The organism is Paenibacillus sp. P5_B5 (genome assembly GCF_056400365.1).
Genome location: NZ_JBFULK010000022.1, coordinates 52173 through 72171, shown reverse-complemented (window position 1 = coordinate 72171; position 19999 = coordinate 52173). Strand labels below are relative to the sequence as shown.

The following is a 19999-nucleotide window of genomic DNA, read 5'->3' as shown; positions in this document are numbered from 1 at the left end:
ACCGGATTCATGGCAGTTTGAAAGATTGGCCACCGAAGGAGTACCTTCGTTTAGTGCAGCAAGGAGTCCTAAAACCGCGAGATATTGCGCTATAATACGATTGCTTCAGTATGAGTGTGGACAGTGTCCAGATTTAGGGGGCTGAACCGCAAGTTCCGTTATAGTGCCCAAAAGTTCCGCAACAAAGTGAAAACAGCCCACTAGGGGCTGTTAAGATGTACGAAGCGATCCCAGCATGCTATTACAAAGTTGATACATAGAAATCGATCAACGTGCAGAATAAAATCACCATGCTGATGACTTGGTTTAATTTATAGGAAGCAATTTTCATTAATTTACGATTGCTTGGTTTAATGATCCGGTGTTCAGCAAGTAGAAGCACAATGGCTATTCCAATACCTGAATAATAGATCCATCCTAGACTTTGCAACCACCCGAGTGCAAGCAGGAGCAGTACCATGATTAGATGAAAGCTTCTAGCGATGTAAAGGCTGTCTTCAAGCCCAAAGACGCTAGGAACCGACCATAAGCCGTTCTTGCGATCAAATTCAATGTCTTGTGTGGCATAGATGATATCAAATCCTGCGATCCAAAGCATGACAATTGTACCAATTACGAATGGAATGATAGCAAACTCTCCAGTAACTGCAAACCAAGCGCCAACAGGAGCAGATGCAATTACAAATCCTAAATATAAGTGGCTTAGCCAGGTGAATCGTTTGGTGTAGGAGTAGGAAGAGATTAAAAGGATTGCAACCGGTGATAAGATGAGACAGAGTGTATTGAGCATTCCCGCCGCGAAAATGAATATTGCATAATTGATTGCAATGAATAGAACGACCTCTTTATTGCCTAAAAGTCTTTGTGGCAAATGGCGATGAACTGTTCTTGGATTCAATTCGTCAAATGTGCGATCAGCGATCCGATTGAAAGCATTAGCACCGTTTCTAGCGGCAACAAGCGCAATTAATGACCAGATCAAAACATTAGATGAGGGCAAACCATTAGCCGCCCACACCATGGATATTATTGCAAAAGGTAACGAAAACAAAGTATGCGAGAACATAACGAGTTCGCTGAATAGTTTGGTCTTGTGCCAAACTTTGCGAGGTAAAGCAGTCATGGTGAGTCTACCTCACTCGTCCTGACATTGGTAAGCACACGATCTAGTGCAGCTAGCATGTCGTTAATATTAGCTTCGGTTATGACAAGGGGTGGCTGGAACGCTAAAGTATTGCGGTCTAAGCCATTCTTACCAATCAAGAAGCCGAGGTCTTTCATTTGTTCGAGGATACGGTCTACGATCACTCCACCTCGTTCAGGCGATCCTGAGAGAATTTCCATACCGAGCATCAGACCATAACCTCGTACGTCTGATACGAGGTTACTATGCCGCTGCTGCAGTTCCAGCAGCCCAGCCTTAAGTGTGCCGCCAAGCTTCTCGGCACGTGAAACAAGCTGCTCGCGCTCGATGTAATCGAGTACCGCGAGCGCGGTTACTGCCGACACAGGATTGCCGCCGAATGTCGAAGCCGATGGCTTCGACAATGCAGCTGCGATCGTGTCGGTAGAAGCGAAGGCGGCGATAGGCACACCGCCGCCTAACGCTTTGGCCATCGTGATGATATCTGGCACGATGCCATAGTGCTCACAGCCGAACATGCGTCCTGTCCGGCCAAAGCCTGTTTGGACTTCGTCCATGATGAGAAGTACATGATGTGCGTCCAGTAATGCCTTTACTTCATGGAAGTAGTCTTGTGGTGGCGTAATAATGCCTCCGTTACCTTGAATCGGCTCGACGATCATCGCTGCGATTTGATCCCCTTTTGCCTCAAGTACATCTCTTAATGCCTTAATAGACCGCTGAGCTGCTTCATCAGGCGTTAGCTCTGCATCATGCGGACGAGGGATGAACGAAACTCCAGGATAAAGATAAGCATCTGTTTGCCACATCGGTATGCCTGTTACACTCATCGTCAGATTCGTACGCCCGTGCAGCCCTCCTTCTAATGCAATAAAATCACTCTTCCCCGTATACATCCGAGCGAGTAGCATTGCCCCTTCATTGGCTTCAGAGCCACTGTTACAGAAGAAGGTTCGTTTGAGATCACCAGGAAGCACTGTAGCTAAACGTTCTGCTAAATCGACCATCGGTTGGGTCAAATAGATGGTTGTAGTATGCTGCAATGTTTGAAGCTGACGGACAGTCTCACGTGTGATTGCCTCATTACAATGACCGCATGCGACAACTGATACACCAGCGAAAAAGTCAATATATCGTTTACCCTGCTCATCGAATAATTCCTGCATAGACCCGCGCACTAGTTGGGGCGGGTTCTGATAAAAATGATGGGTACAGGGAAAAAAGTACGCTTTTCGTTTTTCAATAATTTTGTCAGGACCAATATAAGAAGAACAATGATGAGATTGTTGTGTCATAGGTTTCTCCTTTCGTCAGCCACTTAATTAAATTGCAACGTACCTAATGTATAACCTGCAGTCACAGATGGTAGTGCTTCAAAAATTTGCTCACATTGATTAAGCGAACTTAGTGCTTGTTTGTAGGCTCTAATAATAGTTCTGAGCTGTTCTGTTTTGTAAGCACAGCCCTCAATTTGTACGACTGCTACGCCTGCGGCATGCAATTCACGCAAGAATGGAAGATAACATAGTTCTTTAGATAAGGCTAGATGATTGCGGCCGTGATGATCGCGGTAAACAGGATTCTCTCCTTTGTCAGTCATTAAGACTAGGTACTGATTATCGACATACTTGTTGTCTTCTTCACCTATCGGTTCAAATACTTCCGCATTTTCGTATAGATTATGATCGAGGTACATGATGATTGGAGAACCATGAACGATAACCTCTTTAGGTACCGTATCCTGTTGCATAAAATTATTGAATTCATTAAGTGGTAGTTCAAGTGATGCTGTTATCCGCTCTAATCCAAACTGTTCATAGAACTGAGCAGCCTTGTGATTATAAATATTGAGTGATAAATCACCAATCATCGGGTAGCCGAATTTACGGAATTTATAGAGAGCGCCTAAATTGGTTACAAGCAAACCATCTATATCAAATCGTTGTAATGATAAAAGCTGCTCATATTGTTCAAAATGCAGTTCAGTCATCATGCGCGGCATACCTAGATAAACTTTGGTATTTCCTTTAATTGCAGTCAGTTCAAGAATATCTTGCTTGGAGAATGGCTTGTCTGGAAGGAAGACATCACCACTTAAGTACAGATGATCTACACCCTCTTCAATTGCCATTCTAGCTTGCTCCACATTGTTTACTCGAACGGATAACTCAGTTAAGGACATGCGAGTTTGATTTTGACTTTGATCTTGTATTTGTTTAGCTTCTATTGTTTCTTTTAAGGTTGTCTTGATTTGCTCGATACGGGACGCTGATAATTGTCGTTCATCTGTCGGTGTACTAAATACTTTACCTGTGCTGTAGAACTTGCCTGTGCCTTCATAACGGCGATTAATATTACTTAAACCAGGCTTGCCAAAAGCATATGCCGTGGAAAAATCTCGTTTGCGATTATCATACAGTAGATTGCTGTCCTGTGTTCGATTAAATCCGATGGGATCATCAATATACCGATCGATGGCGTCGCCGTAACTATTCACAAGCATGATTACGAATTCTTTGTCACGCATGCGACCTTCGATTTTGAAGGAGCTAACACCATGCTTAATTAATTCAGGAATATGCTCGTACATGAACATATCCTTAGCGGCAAGAGGGTACTCGGTTGGGAATATATAACCGTCTTTCTTGACACGATAATCCCATCGGCACGGTTTCATACACTTACCACGATTGCCACTTAAACCAAACGTAGTCGAGCTAATTAAGCAGTTAGCACCATGAACTGTACACATATCTCCATGCATGAAGTATTCAATCTCCATACCTGTTTGTGCTACAAGCAGTTCAACAGTCTTCAAATCCATTTCGCGTGAAGCAACAACACGTCTAACACCAAGCTCTTGGACAGCACGAACCATTTCGATATTATGAACATTCATCATTACAGACGAGTGAATCCGAATGTCTAGCTTCAAATCATTGATCAACTTTAGGATCGCCATATCTTGTACAATGAGGGCGTCTGGCTGAACACGGTCTAGAAAATATAAATATTGCTCAGCATCCTTTAAGTCCGTTTCATTAAGTAAGTTATTGACGGTAATGTATACCTTTTTGCCAAGTGAGTGTGCGATTGTAATAGCTTGCTCGATTTCCTCGTAGGAGAAATTATATCCTTTGCGCAACATACGCATATTTAGACTAGGGCCACCCATGTAGACAGCATCGCAGTTAGCCTGAATTACAGACTCAAATATTTCGAATGTACCAACTGGGGCAAGCAATTCAATTTCTTTACCATTAAAATAACGTGCCATAGTGTCATCTCCTCTGTGTATTTCCGTAACTCTAACATTATAACAAAAATCAAATCGACCTTGTGGCAAATTTCACATACAATATTACAGAAATGTGATATGAGAGGCTATCACATGTAAAATCATGAAGATGTTTTATAATATGACTTTTGTTTTACTTTGTAAGGTTACAGTCTTATTTATTCAGCTTCAAGTGAAATGAAGAATGATAATAAGTAACATAAATGCCAATAAAAGCATAGTGTCGAGAGTCTGCCATACTAATGTGTAGTATTTGGTACGTGCCGCACCAAGCTGGTAACCGCGAGACTCCATGGAATTAACTAAATCATCAGCACGCCGAAATGCACTGATGGTTACAGGTAGAAGTAGGGAAATAAGCATTTTACCTTTGGCGCTCCAGGGTAAGTCCTTGAAATCTGCTCCGCGTGATGCTTGTGCTTTAAAGATTTTCTGTGTTTCCTCAAAAATTGTCGGTATAAATCGGATAGCAATTTGCAGCATCAAGGTGATTCGTTGCGGAGAGATGCGAAAAAGCTTCAAAGGTAGCAAAACATCTTCTAAGCCTTGAGTTAGCTTATTAGGAGTAGTCGTAAATGTTAATATCGCAGTGAATGAAATCATCATTGCCATTCGCCATGCGGCAAATAAGCCTTTGGCAAAGCCAATTTCAGTCACATTAATCCAGCCCCACGAGAAGACAGGGGTACCACTTTGGGTAAAAAGTAAGTTGAAAATAAAAATATATAGTATTAAAAAACGCAGCGGTCGAATCGCTCGCGCATATAAAGATAATGGTATATGGGTACTGATCATAATACCGACGGAGAATAAGGTAATTAGGATCGCATCCATGAAAGAATCTGCTGTAATGATCATAATGATGTAAAGGATCATGGCAATCGTTTTGGAACGAGGATCAAGCCCGTGTATCCAAGAGTTTGTGCTGATATAACGGCCTAAGATGAATTTCCCTTGCATACCTTCAATCCTTTCCCTGCGTTTATGATGTAGGACTCGATCTGTTCAGCAAGCTCTTTAGGTGTAAATAAGGCTTTATTCTCCGATAGAGGAGTTTGAAACTGATGCTCGAAGGCTTGTAAGAATCGTGTGGATTTCGGAATAACAAGTCCGAGTGAGGTCATTAACGAATATGCTTGCTGTGCCCAAGCTTCAGGTGTACCATCAAATGCAATCTTGCCTTCATGCATTACAATAAGCTGATCAGCATAGCTTAACATTTCTTCTAAACGATGAGTGACGATAATAATCGTCTTGCCAGCCTGTTTACAAAGCTTATACAGTAAAGCCATGAGCTCGTCTCGACTCTGTGGGTCAAGCGTTGCCGTAGGTTCATCAAGCACTAAGATATCTGGATTCATTGCAAGTATGGAAGCAATCGCAACTTTACGCATTTGTCCACCACTTAACTCAAATGGACTTCGCTGTAACAGTGAATCATCAAGACCTACGTCTGCTAAAGCTTGTTTGGCTAATTGTATTGCTTCTTCATCTGTACTGCCGAAGTTTTTGGGTCCGAAACATAAATCCTTCTCAACCGTTTCCTCAAATAGCTGTTGTTCTGGAAATTGAAATACAAGACCTACACGTTTGCGTAAGTTCCGAAGTCCTTTGCCGGTATCTCCCGCATTGATTATATAATCCAATACTTGAATAGCGCCCTCAGTCGGTTGGATAATTCCATTGCAATGTTGTAATAGAGTCGATTTACCAGAACCTGTTGCGCCGAGTATACCTACAAATAATCCTTGCTCTATGTGTAAGTCAATCGCATTAAGTATCTTCGGACTGGAATTATGCTTTGGGTTATATTGATACGTTACGTTCTGGAAATGTATTGCCATAAGTTATTCACCAAGTCTCGTTCATTAAGATGGATGTCGATATTGATTTGACGCTTGCGTAGTTCCTGACATAATTGCAGATAGAACGGTGGCTTTAATCGACATGCCTCGATAATCTCTTCCTGTTGTAATACATCAATAGGCTTACCATTAGCTAATATAACACCTTCTTTAATCGCAATCACGCGATCAGAGGCAATGATTTCATCCATGTCATGTGTAATTGAGAGTATGGTATAGTCACCACTAGTATGCATCACTTGCATTTGCTCAATCATCGCTTGCTTAGCACCTTCGTCGAGCATAGAGGTTGCCTCGTCAAAAATAATAATCTTTGGCTCCATAGCAAGCACAGCAGTAATTGCCGCTCGCTGCTTTTGACCACCTGACAGCTCACTTGGATGCCTATGTAAGAGATCCTTAATGTTTAGCTTATCTGCATAATGATGTATTCGATGATCCATTTCAGCACTGCTTAGGCAGTTGTTTTCGAGCCCGAAAACAATATCTTCCAGAACCGTACTACCGATAAACTGATTATCTGGATTTTGAAAAACAAACCCAATTTGCTTGCGAATCTCATTAAGCGTATTGGCTGAGAGTTTGATTCCATTAACAAAGATAATCCCTTTGCTGGGGCTAAGCAGACCATTTAGTAGTTTGACAAGAGTTGATTTGCCACTGCCATTAGGCCCAGCTATTGATACCCATTCACCGGCTTGAACTTGAAGGTTGATATCCCTTAAAGTGTCTACTCCCGTATTAGATCCTTGTGAATATGAAAAAGAGACGTCTTGCATTTGAACAATTGGTTGCTTCATGCTGTGATCTCATCCTTATGTTTCTTCTAGTAGGTTGTTACAAACGACTTTCATAGGCTCCAAATAGGGGAAGCTTATCAAGTGAAGCTACAAGATTTTTGGTTGCAAAGCCAATAAATACCCCTGTACCGATCCCTGTAATCATTAAAACAGGCAAATAGGAGAAAATCATACTGCTTTTAATGACCAAATAAGCAGCGGTTAGTTGCCCGAGATTGTGAGCAATTCCCCCGCAAACACTAATTCCAATGGGACTAAATTGCTTGCGCCCTACTTTGAGCAGGCTATACATAATAATGAAACTGAATAATGATCCAAAAAAGCTGAATAAAAAACTAGAGAAAGTTCCAAAAATAATGGCGGTCAAGATCGTTTTGAGTACGATCAGTGTCAGTGTATCTTTGGCACTAAAAAAATATAAGCAGGTCAATACCATGATATTGGCAAGACCAAGCTTCGCTCCAGGTATAGTGAAGAAGGGAATCATAGATTCCATTAAGCTTAAGACGACCGCAACTGCAGCAAATATGGATAAGATGACTGTCTTCTTTAATGCCTCAGAGGATGAATCAATTCGTAGTGGCATCTAATCCGTCATCTCCTTGTGCATTGTCGCTAACAATTTCTACTAGCAAGCGATTTGGTAAGCAGACAATTGTATCTCTTGGTTTGTTTACAAAACCGAATGTGAAGCACACATCATCTGGGCAATCAGCTTCTTTCATTTGAATGCCACTATTATGCACACTTAATACGTTATGTCCAAACTGTGTATCTATCGGGATATCTTGCGTTTGTTCTGTTAGTTCGACAGTCTTCATAAGTGTTCCATCGACTGAAATTTTAGCATAAGTTTTTCCTGAGCTTACTGAATCATCTTTCTCCCCAATGAATTTGGGAATAATAAAGACAAGTGCAGCTACAAGAACGACAGCAATTAGAATGATATCTCCACGTTTCATAACGGTAAGCTCCTTAAATGTTTTTACTTGATGTGATTTGTACGATTGCTCTTAGAACCTTGTTATTATACACTTACCCATGTTAAATTTTCAATGAAGTATGTACTACTATAGGAAAAGTGAGGGACATCATGAAAAACAATAAGAGATCTTATTATGGTTTGTATTTTGGTCTATTGCTATTTGTCTTAATTATTAGTGGTTGTGGCAGTGCTTCAACGAAAGAGGAGCCATCCTTAAATAAGGAGCCTAAATCGGAGTCTTATTTTGTTTTTGATACGATTGTTACCGTTCGCGTTTATGATGACAAAGTGACCGATAAACATTTTGCAGAAATCAAAAGCTTAATGGATGATATTCAAAATAGCCTTAGCCGTACGATTGAGACAAGTGAGATTTCTAAAATTAATTCAGCCGCTGGCAAAAACGCTGTAAAGGTATCCGATAAGACATTTAATGTAGTCAAAAAAGCGTTACTTTATTCTGAGTTGTCCAAAGGGCGGTTTGATCTTACGATCGGGCCAGTCGTTTCTCTGTGGGGAATTGGTAAAGAGGGAGCTAAAGTTCCTGATCAAACGGAGCTAGCGTCTGCTTTATCGAAGGTAGATTATCAAGATGTATTGCTAAATGAGCAGACAAGTGAAATTAAATTAGCTAAGGAAGGCATGGCGATTGATCTCGGCGCTATTGGTAAAGGTTACGCAGCGGATGAAATTGCAACCTATTTACTTAATAATGGCTTCGGTAGTGCGATTATCGATTTAGGCGGGAATGTTTTTGCTGTAGGTGTAAAGCCTGATGGGTCACTCTGGAATATAGGGATTCAGGATCCGAGTGAGGAACGTGGTAATCAAATTGGTCGTATGAAACTGAATAACAAAACAATCGTAACTTCTGGGATATATGAACGTTTCTTTGTCGAGAATGGTGTACATTATCATCATCTTCTGAGTCCTCAAACTGGTTATCCCGTTCAGAATAATTTAAGCAGTGTAACGATTGTAACCGATCATTCCATTGATGCGGACGCATTATCAACAACGGTATTCGTGCTTGGTCTTGAAGAGGGTCGGAAATTTGTAGAAGAGATGGAGAATGTTGAAGCGATCTTTGTAACAACGGACAAAAAGGTTTATTTGACAAAGGGATTGGAAGGGAATTTTCAAATGACGAATGATATGTATCAACTTTGTGAATTTTCGAACAAATAGATTTTTTCTTTGGTGATAACCACTTTAAATTTTGATTTTTCTAATATATAATGAAGACATCAAAGGATAAGGGGTGTTATCAATGGAACTTCAAGCACGGAATAAAGAAATCATAATTCCAGACAATCCTGTTTCAAGATTTTTATTTAGCAGCACCCGTTCCGCTTGGATTTGGCTCATCATCCGTTTATACGTTGGATATTCATGGGTTACAGCAGGTTGGGGGAAAATTAACAATGAAGCTTGGGTTGGCGACAAGGCGGGCGCAGCCATCCAAGGATTTGTAAAAGGAGCGCTCGCAAAAGCAGAAGGTGGTAAAGATGTAACTGGTTGGTACGCATGGTTTTTGGAAAATGCTGTTTTACCAAATGCCAAAGTATTTTCCTACATGGTTGCATTCGGCGAAGTATTAGTTGGTCTAGGTCTTATCTTCGGATTATTGACAGGAATTGCAGCTTTCTTTGGTGGATTCATGAACGTGATGTTCTTGTTCGCAGGAACAGTTAGCTCGAACCCATTGCTATTCGTTCTCGCCACTTGGCTTGTAATGGCATGGAAGGTCGCAGGCTGGTATGGTTTAGACCGCTATGCACTGCCATTACTTGGAACACCGTGGGATAGTGATCTAAAGAATAAATTAAAGTCTAAGAAAGCATAAGCAACAACTAATAAGATAAGAAACGTCCTGTCTTAAAGCTTAAGACGGGGCGTTTCTTTTTGGAAACTAAAATAATGATCGCAACGCATACCTATTATAAGCTAGAAAGAAGAGTGTTCGCTGATGGGATTGTCCAAGGGCCTACGCAAGTTGCTTGCAATGAACTTGGTTTCTAGTATTGTTTTCATTTATGTCGCCATTTTTATTAATCTGTACATCTGGGAACGCGGGCAGAATATTTTTGATGTTTCTTGGTATAATCTGGTTCTGTTAATTGCTTGGGGGCTTGCTTACTCGTTATCTACACGTATGCTGTCTCGCTCATCAATTAAACTGCTTATGGCAATGTCGGCGAGCTTTGGTGGTATTGCATTCTTACTATTATCGCTATTACATCTAGATAATAGATTACTGTGGATTACGCTTATTGGTATCCCGGTAGGTATGATGCAGGGAATTTTCTCTACTGCACACAATTTAAGTATTACTGTTCTAGGTAAGGATAAAGAAATCGCACATTATATTGCGATTACGAATATTAGTGGTCAGATTCTTAATATGTCAATTCCTCTAATCACTTCACAGATCATTCGATTATTTGATTATGCAGGCTCATTTGTTTTAATGCTCATTTTCCTAGCGATGATGTTAATACTATCTTTGAGGCTCCCTTCCATTTCATTAAAGGATCACATCCAATCTAGTCGTTTAGCGAATGTACAGCTACGGTATTCGAATGTATTCAATTTTCCGCAGGCTAAATGGTTTATAATTTCCGCTCTTGCAACTGGTGTTATTCTACAATTTCAGACTTTATTTGCACTCTTATTTACATTCAGTGTTACGAGTGATAAAACAATGATTGCTTTATTAAACACTTGTTACACGGCATTTGCTTTACTAGCTATGCTAGCCTATCGAAGGTATCAATTGAAAGAACGCTCGTGGCTTATTATTTCGGTTATTTTCTTAGCCTTTGGGTTAATGCTAATGTTAATTCCTGTACCCTACATGCGTATTACCTCTAATGTTATTACTACAATAGGTATGTTTTATTTCCTGACAATTGTGACTTCTCAGCAGTTAAAAATGACTACAGGTATTGGACTGGATATAGTTAAGCGTTCCTATATGCTCGTTTGGCGAGAATGGATGTATGTGATATCCAGATCCTGTATGCTACTGTTTATGCTCGGAATAGACAGCTTCACTGATTCCTTATTTATCGGAATGGCGGTATTTGTAGTGATTTGTCTACTGGGAATATCCTTTATTCAAGGAAAAATGATCGCAAAGACGCAGGAACGAGATGTTCAAAATAAGGTGAATATTTGACGGATTTTTAGATGATGTAAATAAACCTGACATTAATCTCGAAAATACGATGAATTTTGTTGTAAAGTTATGTATAATATGAGAAAAGTGATTTTTACCGCTTATTTTTAGGAGGAGAGAGAACAATGACAACAATGATTACAGTAGGTATTATCGGTTATGGCAATCTAGGTAAAGGTGTAGAGATGGCGATTAAACAAAATCCAGATCTTAAACTAGAAGCCATTTTCACACGCAGATCACCAGAAAATGTGACTTCAGGCACCAAAATGGTACATATTTCTGAGGTTGAGAAGTATAAAGGAATTATTGATGTCATGATTCTATGTGGTGGTTCAGCAACTGATTTACCTGAACAAGGACCACAATTCTCGTCTATGTTCAATATAGTAGATAGCTTTGATACGCATGCTAAAATTCCTGACTATTTTGCTCAAGTAGATGCAGTAGCACGTAAAGCGGGTACAGTTAGTGTAATTTCAACTGGTTGGGATCCAGGCTTGTTCTCTCTAAATCGTATGTTAGCAGAAGCAGTGCTTCCTGAAGGTAAAGAGTACACTTTCTGGGGTAAAGGAGTTAGCCAAGGGCACTCTGATGCAATCCGTCGTATTAATGGTGTTAAGGGCGGCGTTCAATATACGATCCCGAGCCAAGATGCAGTTGACAGTGTTAGAGCAGGTAAAGATCCGGTCCTTTCCACAAGAGACAAGCATGTTCGTCAATGCTTTGTAGTAGCTGAAGAAGGTGCAGATCTTAAACAAATCGAACATGAAATCGTATCGATGCCGAACTATTTTGCAGATTATGATACAGAAGTGAACTTCATTACTGAAGAAGAACTGAAGACTAATCACTCTGCAATGCCGCATGGTGGTCTTGTATTCCGCAGTGGTGTTACTGGTGAGGGTACGAAGCAAATTATCGAGTTTGGTTTAACTCTTGGAAGCAATCCAGAATTTACTTCAAGCGTGCTAGTTGCTTATGCAAGAGCTGCTTACAAGCTGTCCAAGGAAGGTCAAGTTGGTGCTAAAACTGTATTTGATATTCCATTTGGTCTATTGTCACCGAAATCTCCTGAGCAATTGCGCAAAGAATTGCTGTAGATTATAAGATGCAAGAAACCCTCTGCCATGTGGCAGAGGGTTTGTCATACATAAAGAACTTATTTGAAAAACGCGCGGTTCTTCTCTATGTATTCTTTTTCATTGTCAGGCACGTCGTCTTCGTAGTAAATTGCTTCTACAGGGCAGACGGTTACGCAAGCGCCGCATTCGATACAAGTATCTGGATCAATATAGAACTGTTCAGGACCTTCTTGGATACAATCAACGGGACAAGCAGTAACACATTCCCCTGCCTTCTCAGCAATGCAAGGAGACACAATTACATAAGCCATAGTAAACAACCCTCCTCCTAGAAATAAATTCATTCCTATTCTAACTCGTATCGCTGCAATTGTATATAAATTTAGTGAAATTAACAGTAAATTAATAATCTTGCAATTAATTTTACTTGTATTTCAGCTCATTGCATAATTAGTACTATTTATGAGCGAGATAGAGTATTTACTTCTTGCTATAATAGCACCGTATGTGTTTATATAGGATAGAACAATTATTGGAATAAAAGGGCTTTTATATTCAGAGAAATATAATTTTGTCATATCATGAGATAATTAACTGAAATCGTTGATATATAGTAGCTGAAATTGTATACTAATTTTAGGCTTAATCTACTTATCGAGGCATTCTTCCCAGTCGCTATAGCCAGGGAAGAATGCCTTTTTCTATGTTTAACTACACATTAGGGAGTTGGTTTGAGGTGAACAAACGGATGTCATTGGAACAAATCATGCGTGGTAAGATCAATCAGTTTTTTATCCAGTCTAATCTTCGAGGATTGGCGACATCCTTTTTGGAATATAAGTTGTCAGAATCTACAGTTTTTAGTGATTTGACAAGAACTCATTATCACATGCTAGGTGGAAGCTCTATAGAGATCGAGAAGGCGAGCGCTGCTGTTGAATTTATGGTACTAGCACTCGATATCTATGATGATCTACAAGATAAGGATAATGAGCAGGTGCCGTGGTCACAAGTGGACCCAGCTATGGCATTAAATGTAGCGATTGGTTTACAAGCATTAAGTATTGCTACGTTAGATGATTGTGGCTTCTCGAACTCATCTCGAACAAGAGCTATTCGCTACTTAAATCAGGCAATTCTACGAGCAGTGAATGGACAGCATACTGACTTGTTGAATTATGTTAATGAAGAAGAAGATTGTTTACATATGATTAGGAATAAATCTGGCTCACTTGTGGCTGCAGCGTGCTTAATTGGAGCGACTTTAGTTACGGATGAGCATCATGAATTGATTGCTCAGTATGGGCAAAGTATAGGTACAATAGGCCAAATTCGTAATGACATTAAAGGAATTTCTCGTTGGGATTTGCGTAATGATTTATTGAACCGTAAGCGTACCTTGCCAATTCTATATTTTTTGGATCATGATCATCCATTCTTACATATTGTTCGCGATTATTATAATGGACAAGCATCGCTAAGCGATATTATCGCAATAAAGAATCAAATTATTGATCTCATTCCACTTTCGGGAAGTCAGCAATATGCAGAAGTCATATTACGAACTCTTCAATACGAGGTGAGGGAGCTTATCGAGAATTTACCTGTTGCTCCAGAGTGGAAGCAGAAAATAGTTGAATTCATTGAATAGTGGACGAGCGATGATTGAAATTTTACTTGTAGATGATCATCTATCGGTCGGTGAAGGTACCAAGAACTTAATAGAAAAAGAAGCGGACATGAAAGTAACAGTTGTTTTTTCTGGAGAAGAAGCGCTTAGGGTGCTTACAGTACGACAGTTTGATATCATGCTCTTTGATTTAAATATGCCAACGATCAATGGTCTTGAGCTTACACGCAAAGTGAAGGTCATTAATTCAGATGCGATTGTATTAATTTATACGGGATATGATATTACACCAAATTTTAATATCTTGGTGGAAGCTGGTGTGTCTGGTTTTCTGTCCAAAGCATCTACGCGAGAGCAGCTCATTATGGGGATTCGCTCAGGACTGAGAGGGGATGCCATTATTCCTTCGTTACTGCTTAGACAACTTAGGAGAACGGAAATTTTTGCGACCACGACTGACAAAGATCAAGTAGAAGGTGTTACAATATCAGAGAAAGAACAAAATGTTTTACGAGAAGCGGCTAATGGACTTAATAATCGGCAAATTGCCGACATGTTCTTTATGAGTCAGCGTACAGTGGAATATAACCTATCTCGCATATTTGAGAAACTGCGAGTTCGCTCCAGAGCGGAAGCGATTAGGGAAGGTAAACGACTAGGCCTTATTGACAATGAAGAAATCCGGAACTAATCGAGGAAACAAGGGGGGGATAATTCAATGCGGTTTAAAGATGTATTTGCTATAATTGGACCTTCTATGGTTGGACCTTCTAGTTCGCATACAGCTGGTGCTGCTAGACTTGGCCGCGCAGCTAGACAGCTACTTGGGCTTCAACCTGAAAGAGCAGAAATTACTTTCTATGGCTCCTTCGCTGATACCTATAAAGGACATTGTACGGATTTAGCGATTGTAGGAGGCATTCTTGATTATGATACAGATGATAATCGTCTAGTTACATCGATTGAAGATGCTGAGAATCTAGGTATAGACATACATTTTAAAATAGGCTATGGGAATTACGGTCATCCTAATACAGCAAATATTTTATTGAATCATGGCAATGAGCAATTAACGGTTAAAGGCGCTTCTATCGGTGGGGGAAATATTGAGGTAAGCAAGGTAAATGGGTTTGATGTCAGATTTACGGGTAACTACCCGACAATCGTGATTACACATCTGGATCGGCCTGGCATGCTTGCTGAGATTACAGGACTCCTGCAGCGAGAAGGTGTAAATATCGGTCATTTATCCTTGGATCGTAAAGGACGTAGTGGTGAGGCGTTAACGGTAATAGAGATAGATAACCCTATCACACAGAAGCTTCTCACAGAACTACAGAACATGCAGCAGGTGAAGGAAGTCAGAACTGTAGAATTGATGAAAAGAGGTTAGTTATGAAATTTCGTACTTTGGATGAATTGCTTAATCTATGTGAGCAGTCAGGACAGACTATTTCAGATGTTATGATTGAGAATCAAGCAGATGAATCAGGTAATACACCAGATAGTGAATTTATACGTATGGCTGAGTACTATAGCGTTATGAAAGAAGCAGTTCGCAAAGGATTGACCGAGAACACCACTTCACGTAGTGGTTTGACTGGACTTGATGCTCAGCGTGTCCAAGAGCTTAATACACAAGGTGAACCTTGCCTTGGAGGTGAAGCGGGGCGTGCGATGGCATATGCACTTGCTGTATCGGAAGTGAATGCGTCGATGGGACGCATTATAGCGACACCAACTGCCGGGTCTTGCGGGATAATCCCTGGCGTGTTTGTAAGCTCCCAGGAACGATTTGGCTGGGAGGATGAACATCTCGTACGGGGCTTATTTTGCGCAGGAGCTATTGGCTATGTAATAGCCAATAATTCATTCGTCTCAGGCGCAGAGGGTGGTTGCCAAGCTGAAGTTGGTTCAGCTATTGGCATGGCAGCAGGTGCCATGGTAGAGCTGCGTGGAGGCACACCTAGGCAAGCAATTCATGCGGTTGGTTTGGCACTTAAGAATACACTCGGTCTTATTTGTGACCCTGTCGGGGGGCTTGTAGAGATACCGTGTATCGTTCGGAATGGGTTTGGTGCAGTAACAGCACTAGCAGCTGCTGATATGGCACTAGCAGGCGTTAGGAGCGTAATTCCATCAGATGAAGTCATTCAAGTTATGTATGAGGTTGGGGTAAGCATGCCCGAGAAGCATCGAGAGACAGCTAAGGGTGGACTTGCTCAGACACCAACAGGCAAACGAATCATTGATGAATTAAGGCGCAAGGAAAAGTAATAGACTTCATACAATAAACAGCTTAAGTATCAATCGATGCTTAAGCTGTTGTGGTTCAGAAATCCTTTTGATAAATTATTTATCACTCTGATCTACATGCAGAGTAGGTGCAGTGTTCTGCTCATTACGGTGATCGATCTCACCCTCATTTAAAGAAAAGCCTTTAAGCTCCCAAGTCGTCTTACCTAATATAACATCAGACGGAAATTCGTCTCCTCGTTTAAGTGAAGTCTCTTGTCCAGATTCGTTGGCATAGACCCCATCTGTTGCTACTTTCTCACCACTCATTGGATCCATAGTTTTATCATTTGACATATTACTTACCTCCTATGAACTTGAATACGGATATATTTCCCGAAAATTATACTATTATAGAGGTAATTACAACCATAGTGTAGAAATATGTACATTGGTGCAATACATTGTCGATGTGAGGGATATCTGTGAGGACTTTATCAAAATTTATGCTTGTCTTACTTTTTATCGGAATATTCTCAATTTATTTTGCCGTTCAAAACTTTCCTATCCTCCATTCTGATCAGCAACCGACCACTTTAAGTGACTGGCAATATCGCTGGGGTGAGTCTCCAGTTAATGAGAATGGAATACCTCTGTGGATTACAGAAACAGATACTGAGAAAACCAATTGGACTTCGATTGAACAGCCCTTTAATCCTGAGGGCAGAGGCGATTATAATGAGCTATGGTTCAAAGTATATATTCCGCAAGGAGCTTGGCGCGACCCTAGCTTAAAGCTGCAGGTTCATCAGAAGTATGAGATTTATACACAAGAGCGACTCATCTATCTGTACGGTGAAATGGATGCAATTAATCGTGATTTATATCCAGGTATTTCTGCACGCCTAATTTCGTTACCAAATGATGCGTTAGGGAATTTTATATACATACATATTTATTCAAATTCTGCAGAGATAGGTGTATCAGGGAAACCGATTATGGGTTCAAAGTCGGATATTTTATTAAATGTCTTTCTAAGAGATGTAGATAAACTGATATTTGGGTCATTTTATATTTTAATTGGTATCATATTTATGTATTCGTTTTTTATTTTTCGGAATCAAAAGTTATTTATTTCTTTTGCAACATTCTCGATTTTCTTTGGTATCTTTAGTATGTGTCGAATGACAAGTATATATTATTTGTATGACCATGTTTTATTATGGATGTATTTAGAGATGTATTCGTTAAATCTTGGGCTTGTTGGGCTGATTATGTTCATTGAACATATGTTTGGTGCAGGTATCTTCAAGTTTGTAAGGCGAATGTGGCAGTTTCATTTAGTCTATGGACTAAGCGCTGGATTATTATTATCGATGGGTATTGTATCGTTTACGACTTGCATGAATATTTATCAAGTGGTTATTCTGATCACGATGGTCATTAATATCTTAACTATTTATTGTGAAATGAAAAAAGGTCAACGAGAGGCTAAGCTTATCATGTACGGAAGCCTTATCATTTGTATCAGAGGGGCTTGGGGGATTACGGAAAGTTTATATGATGTGCAGACAAGTTGGTCTTATCTGTTATCCTACGGTGTAACTGCGTTTATCTTAATGATCTTATTGCAATTAGTTAAACGGATGATGGAGCTCATGTTAGTAGCTCGAAATTCAGAGAAATTATCGATGGTTTCTCAGATGGCTGCAGGTGTTGCTCATGAAATTCGCAATCCAATCTCTGTTATTTCAGGATTTGTGCAACTGATTAAGCAGGATCCTAGTAATATTAAATTCTTGGATTTAATCTCTTCTGAGATTAATCGAATGGATGGGATTGTAAGTGATTTTCTGTTATTCTCCAAACCAACCAAAGAGAGTATGTCCAAATGGAATGTGAACATGATCATGAAAGAATCACTTGAACTTTTCAAGGCGCAAATGAGTGAAAAAAGAATTTCGCTTGAATTTATTACGGATGAAGAATTGCCAATGATTAGGTGTGAAGCTAACCAGCTCAAGCAAGTATTCATTAATATAATCAAAAATGCGATTGAGTCCATGAAGGAAGAGGATAAGCTGATTGTCACGGTTCAAAGAGATGACCGTAATTGGGTAAGAATTCGAATTATCGACCAAGGAATTGGTATTTCACCCAAGGATCTGCTCAATTTAGGACAGCCCTTCTATACGACCAAAGAACAAGGCACTGGACTTGGTTTAATGATCTGTGTGCGGTTTATTGAATATCATGGAGGGACTTTGCAATTCCAAAGCAAAGTGAATGAAGGTACGACAGTTGATATTTTACTTCCTGTACATACACCAGTATTAACAAGTTCAGGTATGACATATTAAGCAAGATGTTAAGAAACGCGCTCATCCACTTACGGGGATGGGCGCGTTCTACTGTTAAGATACTTCTCCATTTTCTAAGTAATAATCTTTAGTTAGAATACGACGAATCAGAATACGGGAGACGCGCAAATGATCGACTTCATCAATCATGAATTCATATCCATTATGCACAATCTTCTGTTGTATTCTCGGAGGAATTTCTACCTGTGAATACATCCAGCCGCCGATCGTATCATAATTGTCGGTATCAATATCCGTGTGTAGTAAGTCATTAATTTGGCTTATTAGCATGAGTCCATCAACTGAATAGCTATCTTCTTCCATAAATTCGATAGTGGGGCGTTCTTCATCAAATTCGTCTTGAATTTCTCCAACAATTTCCTCTAAAATATCTTGTAGAGTTACTAGTCCGCTTGTACCGCCATATTCATCAATTAATAAGGCGAGCTTGGTTTTTTTCTTCTGCATGAGCTGAAGAAGCGAAGAAATTTGCATCGATTCTGGAACACTTAACACCGGACGAATCAGCGAGCGAAGATCTGCATGAAGGCTCTCATTCTGCAAGAAGTCCTTTATATGAATAAATCCGATGATATTATCTTTGTCTGGATCACAAACCGGGTAACGTGTTCGCATTTCTTGCACGGAGATTTGTTTGTTTTCTGCATACGTAAGATGTGCATATAGACAAACCATTTCTGTTCTAGGAATCATAATTTCTCTAGCATTTGTTTCAGTAAATTCAAAAATATTATCGAATAATACAAACTCAGCGTTATTGATCATTCCATTCTTGTGACTATTCTGCATAAGAATCCGAATTTCATCCTCAGTATGAGCAGATTCATATTCTTCATTCGGCTCAATACCTGATTTGCTGAGTAACCACTTCGATGATTGATTAAGAAACCAAATCAGTGGTCGCATGATCTTGTAGAAAATAATCATAGGAACCGCCAGCCACAATGTAACCTGTTCCGCCATCCGAATAGCGTACATTTTAGGGAATTGTTTACCTATAATGATGTGAATAACGGTAAGTAAGGTAAACGCTACTATTAAGGAAAGAGTATGAAGAAGAAAATTTGGTAGATTCCATGTTTCAAACAGGGGTCTTAGCAAGGATGCAACAGCCGGTTCACCTAACCATCCAATAGCAAAGGTTGCTACTGTCATTCCTAGCTGGGTAGCAATCAAATAAGCACTTATATTGTTTACGATATGTTTGGCAAATTTGGCTTGAATATTTCCGCTTTCTGCCATCTCATGGATTCGAGAACCTCGTACCTTGACGATCGCAAATTCAGCAGCGACAAATACGCCATTTAAAGCAACCAAGAACAAAACTAACAATAAACTCATAAATATGGGGATGGGGTCACTTTCCAAGCAACATCCTATCTCTCCGAGGGGAGA

20 protein-coding genes are annotated in these 19999 nt (G+C 40.0%); 9 read left to right on the top strand and 11 right to left on the bottom strand.

Going from position 1 to position 19999, the window contains the following annotated elements:
• Positions 1-241 precede the first annotated feature (241 nt).
• From AC1DOK_RS22200 to AC1DOK_RS22165, 8 genes are all read right to left on the bottom strand, one after another.
• The gene (locus AC1DOK_RS22200) at positions 242-1123 is read right to left on the bottom strand and encodes a UbiA-like polyprenyltransferase (protein ID WP_477556487.1); all 882 of its coding nucleotides are present in this window, start codon (positions 1121-1123) and stop codon (positions 242-244) included.
• Entirely contained in the window at positions 1120-2439 is a 1320-nt protein-coding gene (locus tag AC1DOK_RS22195; RefSeq protein WP_477556486.1) for an aspartate aminotransferase family protein, read from the bottom strand. The genes AC1DOK_RS22200 and AC1DOK_RS22195 overlap by 4 nt, the downstream gene beginning before the upstream one ends.
• A 23-nt stretch (positions 2440-2462) precedes the next feature.
• The gene (locus AC1DOK_RS22190) at positions 2463-4421 is read right to left on the bottom strand and encodes a peptidase U32 family protein (RefSeq protein ID WP_477556485.1); all 1959 of its coding nucleotides are present in this window, start codon (positions 4419-4421) and stop codon (positions 2463-2465) included.
• A gap of 189 nt (positions 4422-4610) precedes the next feature.
• Positions 4611-5402, bottom strand: a complete 792-nt coding sequence (locus AC1DOK_RS22185; protein ID WP_477556484.1) for an energy-coupling factor transporter transmembrane component T family protein — start codon at positions 5400-5402, stop codon at positions 4611-4613.
• Complete coding sequence (locus tag AC1DOK_RS22180; RefSeq protein ID WP_477556483.1) at positions 5381-6286, bottom strand: energy-coupling factor transporter ATPase; 906 nt, start codon at positions 6284-6286, stop codon at positions 5381-5383. Before AC1DOK_RS22180 ends, AC1DOK_RS22185 begins: the two co-directional genes overlap by 22 nt.
• Positions 6262-7107, bottom strand: coding sequence for an energy-coupling factor transporter ATPase (locus AC1DOK_RS22175; RefSeq protein WP_477556482.1), 846 nt, complete (start codon positions 7105-7107; stop codon positions 6262-6264). Before AC1DOK_RS22175 ends, AC1DOK_RS22180 begins: the two co-directional genes overlap by 25 nt.
• 37 nt (positions 7108-7144) lie before the next feature.
• A complete protein-coding gene (locus tag AC1DOK_RS22170) occupies positions 7145-7693 on the bottom strand; it encodes a Gx transporter family protein (protein ID WP_477556481.1) in 549 nt (182 codons plus the stop codon).
• Positions 7677-8069 (bottom strand): NusG domain II-containing protein, encoded by a 393-nt coding sequence (locus AC1DOK_RS22165; RefSeq protein WP_477556480.1) that lies wholly within the window; start codon positions 8067-8069, stop codon positions 7677-7679. The genes AC1DOK_RS22170 and AC1DOK_RS22165 overlap by 17 nt, the downstream gene beginning before the upstream one ends.
• A gap of 131 nt (positions 8070-8200) precedes the next feature.
• Between AC1DOK_RS22165 and AC1DOK_RS22160 the strand changes: the two genes are divergently transcribed.
• The 4 genes from AC1DOK_RS22160 (at position 8201) to AC1DOK_RS22145 (ending at position 12376) form a co-directional block, all read left to right on the top strand.
• A complete protein-coding gene (locus AC1DOK_RS22160; RefSeq protein WP_477556479.1) occupies positions 8201-9280 on the top strand; it encodes an FAD:protein FMN transferase in 1080 nt (359 codons plus the stop codon).
• Positions 9281-9362: 82 nt separating this feature from the next.
• A complete protein-coding gene (locus AC1DOK_RS22155; RefSeq protein WP_477556478.1) occupies positions 9363-9938 on the top strand; it encodes a DoxX family protein in 576 nt (191 codons plus the stop codon).
• Positions 9939-10061: 123 nt separating this feature from the next.
• Positions 10062-11273 carry an MFS transporter gene (locus tag AC1DOK_RS22150; protein WP_477556477.1) on the top strand — a complete coding sequence of 404 codons (1212 nt, stop codon included), beginning with the start codon at positions 10062-10064 and terminating at the stop codon, positions 11271-11273.
• A gap of 125 nt (positions 11274-11398) precedes the next feature.
• Positions 11399-12376: a diaminopimelate dehydrogenase gene (locus AC1DOK_RS22145; protein ID WP_477556476.1), complete on the top strand. Its 978-nt coding sequence runs from the start codon at positions 11399-11401 to the stop codon at positions 12374-12376.
• 59 nt (positions 12377-12435) lie between these two features.
• Here the strand turns inward: AC1DOK_RS22145 and AC1DOK_RS22140 are convergent, their stop codons facing one another.
• On the bottom strand, positions 12436-12669 hold the full coding sequence (locus AC1DOK_RS22140; RefSeq protein ID WP_477556475.1) for an indolepyruvate ferredoxin oxidoreductase subunit alpha: 234 nt from the start codon (positions 12667-12669) through the stop codon (positions 12436-12438).
• 425 nt (positions 12670-13094) lie between these two features.
• Here AC1DOK_RS22140 and AC1DOK_RS22135 point away from each other — a divergent pair, with 425 nt between their 5' ends.
• From AC1DOK_RS22135 to sdaAA, 4 genes are read left to right on the top strand one after another with little or no spacing between them, the layout of a single operon-like run.
• Positions 13095-14009 carry a polyprenyl synthetase family protein gene (locus AC1DOK_RS22135; protein WP_477556474.1) on the top strand — a complete coding sequence of 305 codons (915 nt, stop codon included), beginning with the start codon at positions 13095-13097 and terminating at the stop codon, positions 14007-14009.
• The gene (locus AC1DOK_RS22130) at positions 13993-14679 is read left to right on the top strand and encodes a response regulator (RefSeq protein WP_477556473.1); all 687 of its coding nucleotides are present in this window, start codon (positions 13993-13995) and stop codon (positions 14677-14679) included. The genes AC1DOK_RS22135 and AC1DOK_RS22130 overlap by 17 nt, the downstream gene beginning before the upstream one ends.
• Positions 14680-14706: 27 nt before the next feature.
• Complete coding sequence (sdaAB, locus tag AC1DOK_RS22125; protein WP_477556472.1) at positions 14707-15381, top strand: L-serine ammonia-lyase, iron-sulfur-dependent subunit beta; 675 nt, start codon at positions 14707-14709, stop codon at positions 15379-15381.
• A gap of 2 nt (positions 15382-15383) precedes the next feature.
• Complete coding sequence (gene sdaAA, locus AC1DOK_RS22120) at positions 15384-16265, top strand: L-serine ammonia-lyase, iron-sulfur-dependent, subunit alpha (protein ID WP_477556471.1); 882 nt, start codon at positions 15384-15386, stop codon at positions 16263-16265.
• 75 nt (positions 16266-16340) lie between these two features.
• Here sdaAA and AC1DOK_RS22115 read toward each other — a convergent pair whose 3' ends face one another.
• Positions 16341-16580 (bottom strand): hypothetical protein, encoded by a 240-nt coding sequence (locus tag AC1DOK_RS22115; protein WP_477556470.1) that lies wholly within the window; start codon positions 16578-16580, stop codon positions 16341-16343.
• A 149-nt stretch (positions 16581-16729) separates the two neighbouring features.
• Here AC1DOK_RS22115 and AC1DOK_RS22110 point away from each other — a divergent pair, with 149 nt between their 5' ends.
• A complete protein-coding gene (locus tag AC1DOK_RS22110; protein WP_477556469.1) occupies positions 16730-18583 on the top strand; it encodes an ATP-binding protein in 1854 nt (617 codons plus the stop codon).
• 54 nt (positions 18584-18637) lie between these two features.
• On the opposite strand, the gene AC1DOK_RS22105 is transcribed toward AC1DOK_RS22110, so the two are convergent.
• Positions 18638-19945, bottom strand: a complete 1308-nt coding sequence (locus tag AC1DOK_RS22105) for a hemolysin family protein (RefSeq protein WP_477556468.1) — start codon at positions 19943-19945, stop codon at positions 18638-18640.
• Between the last annotated feature and the right edge of the window lie 54 nt (positions 19946-19999).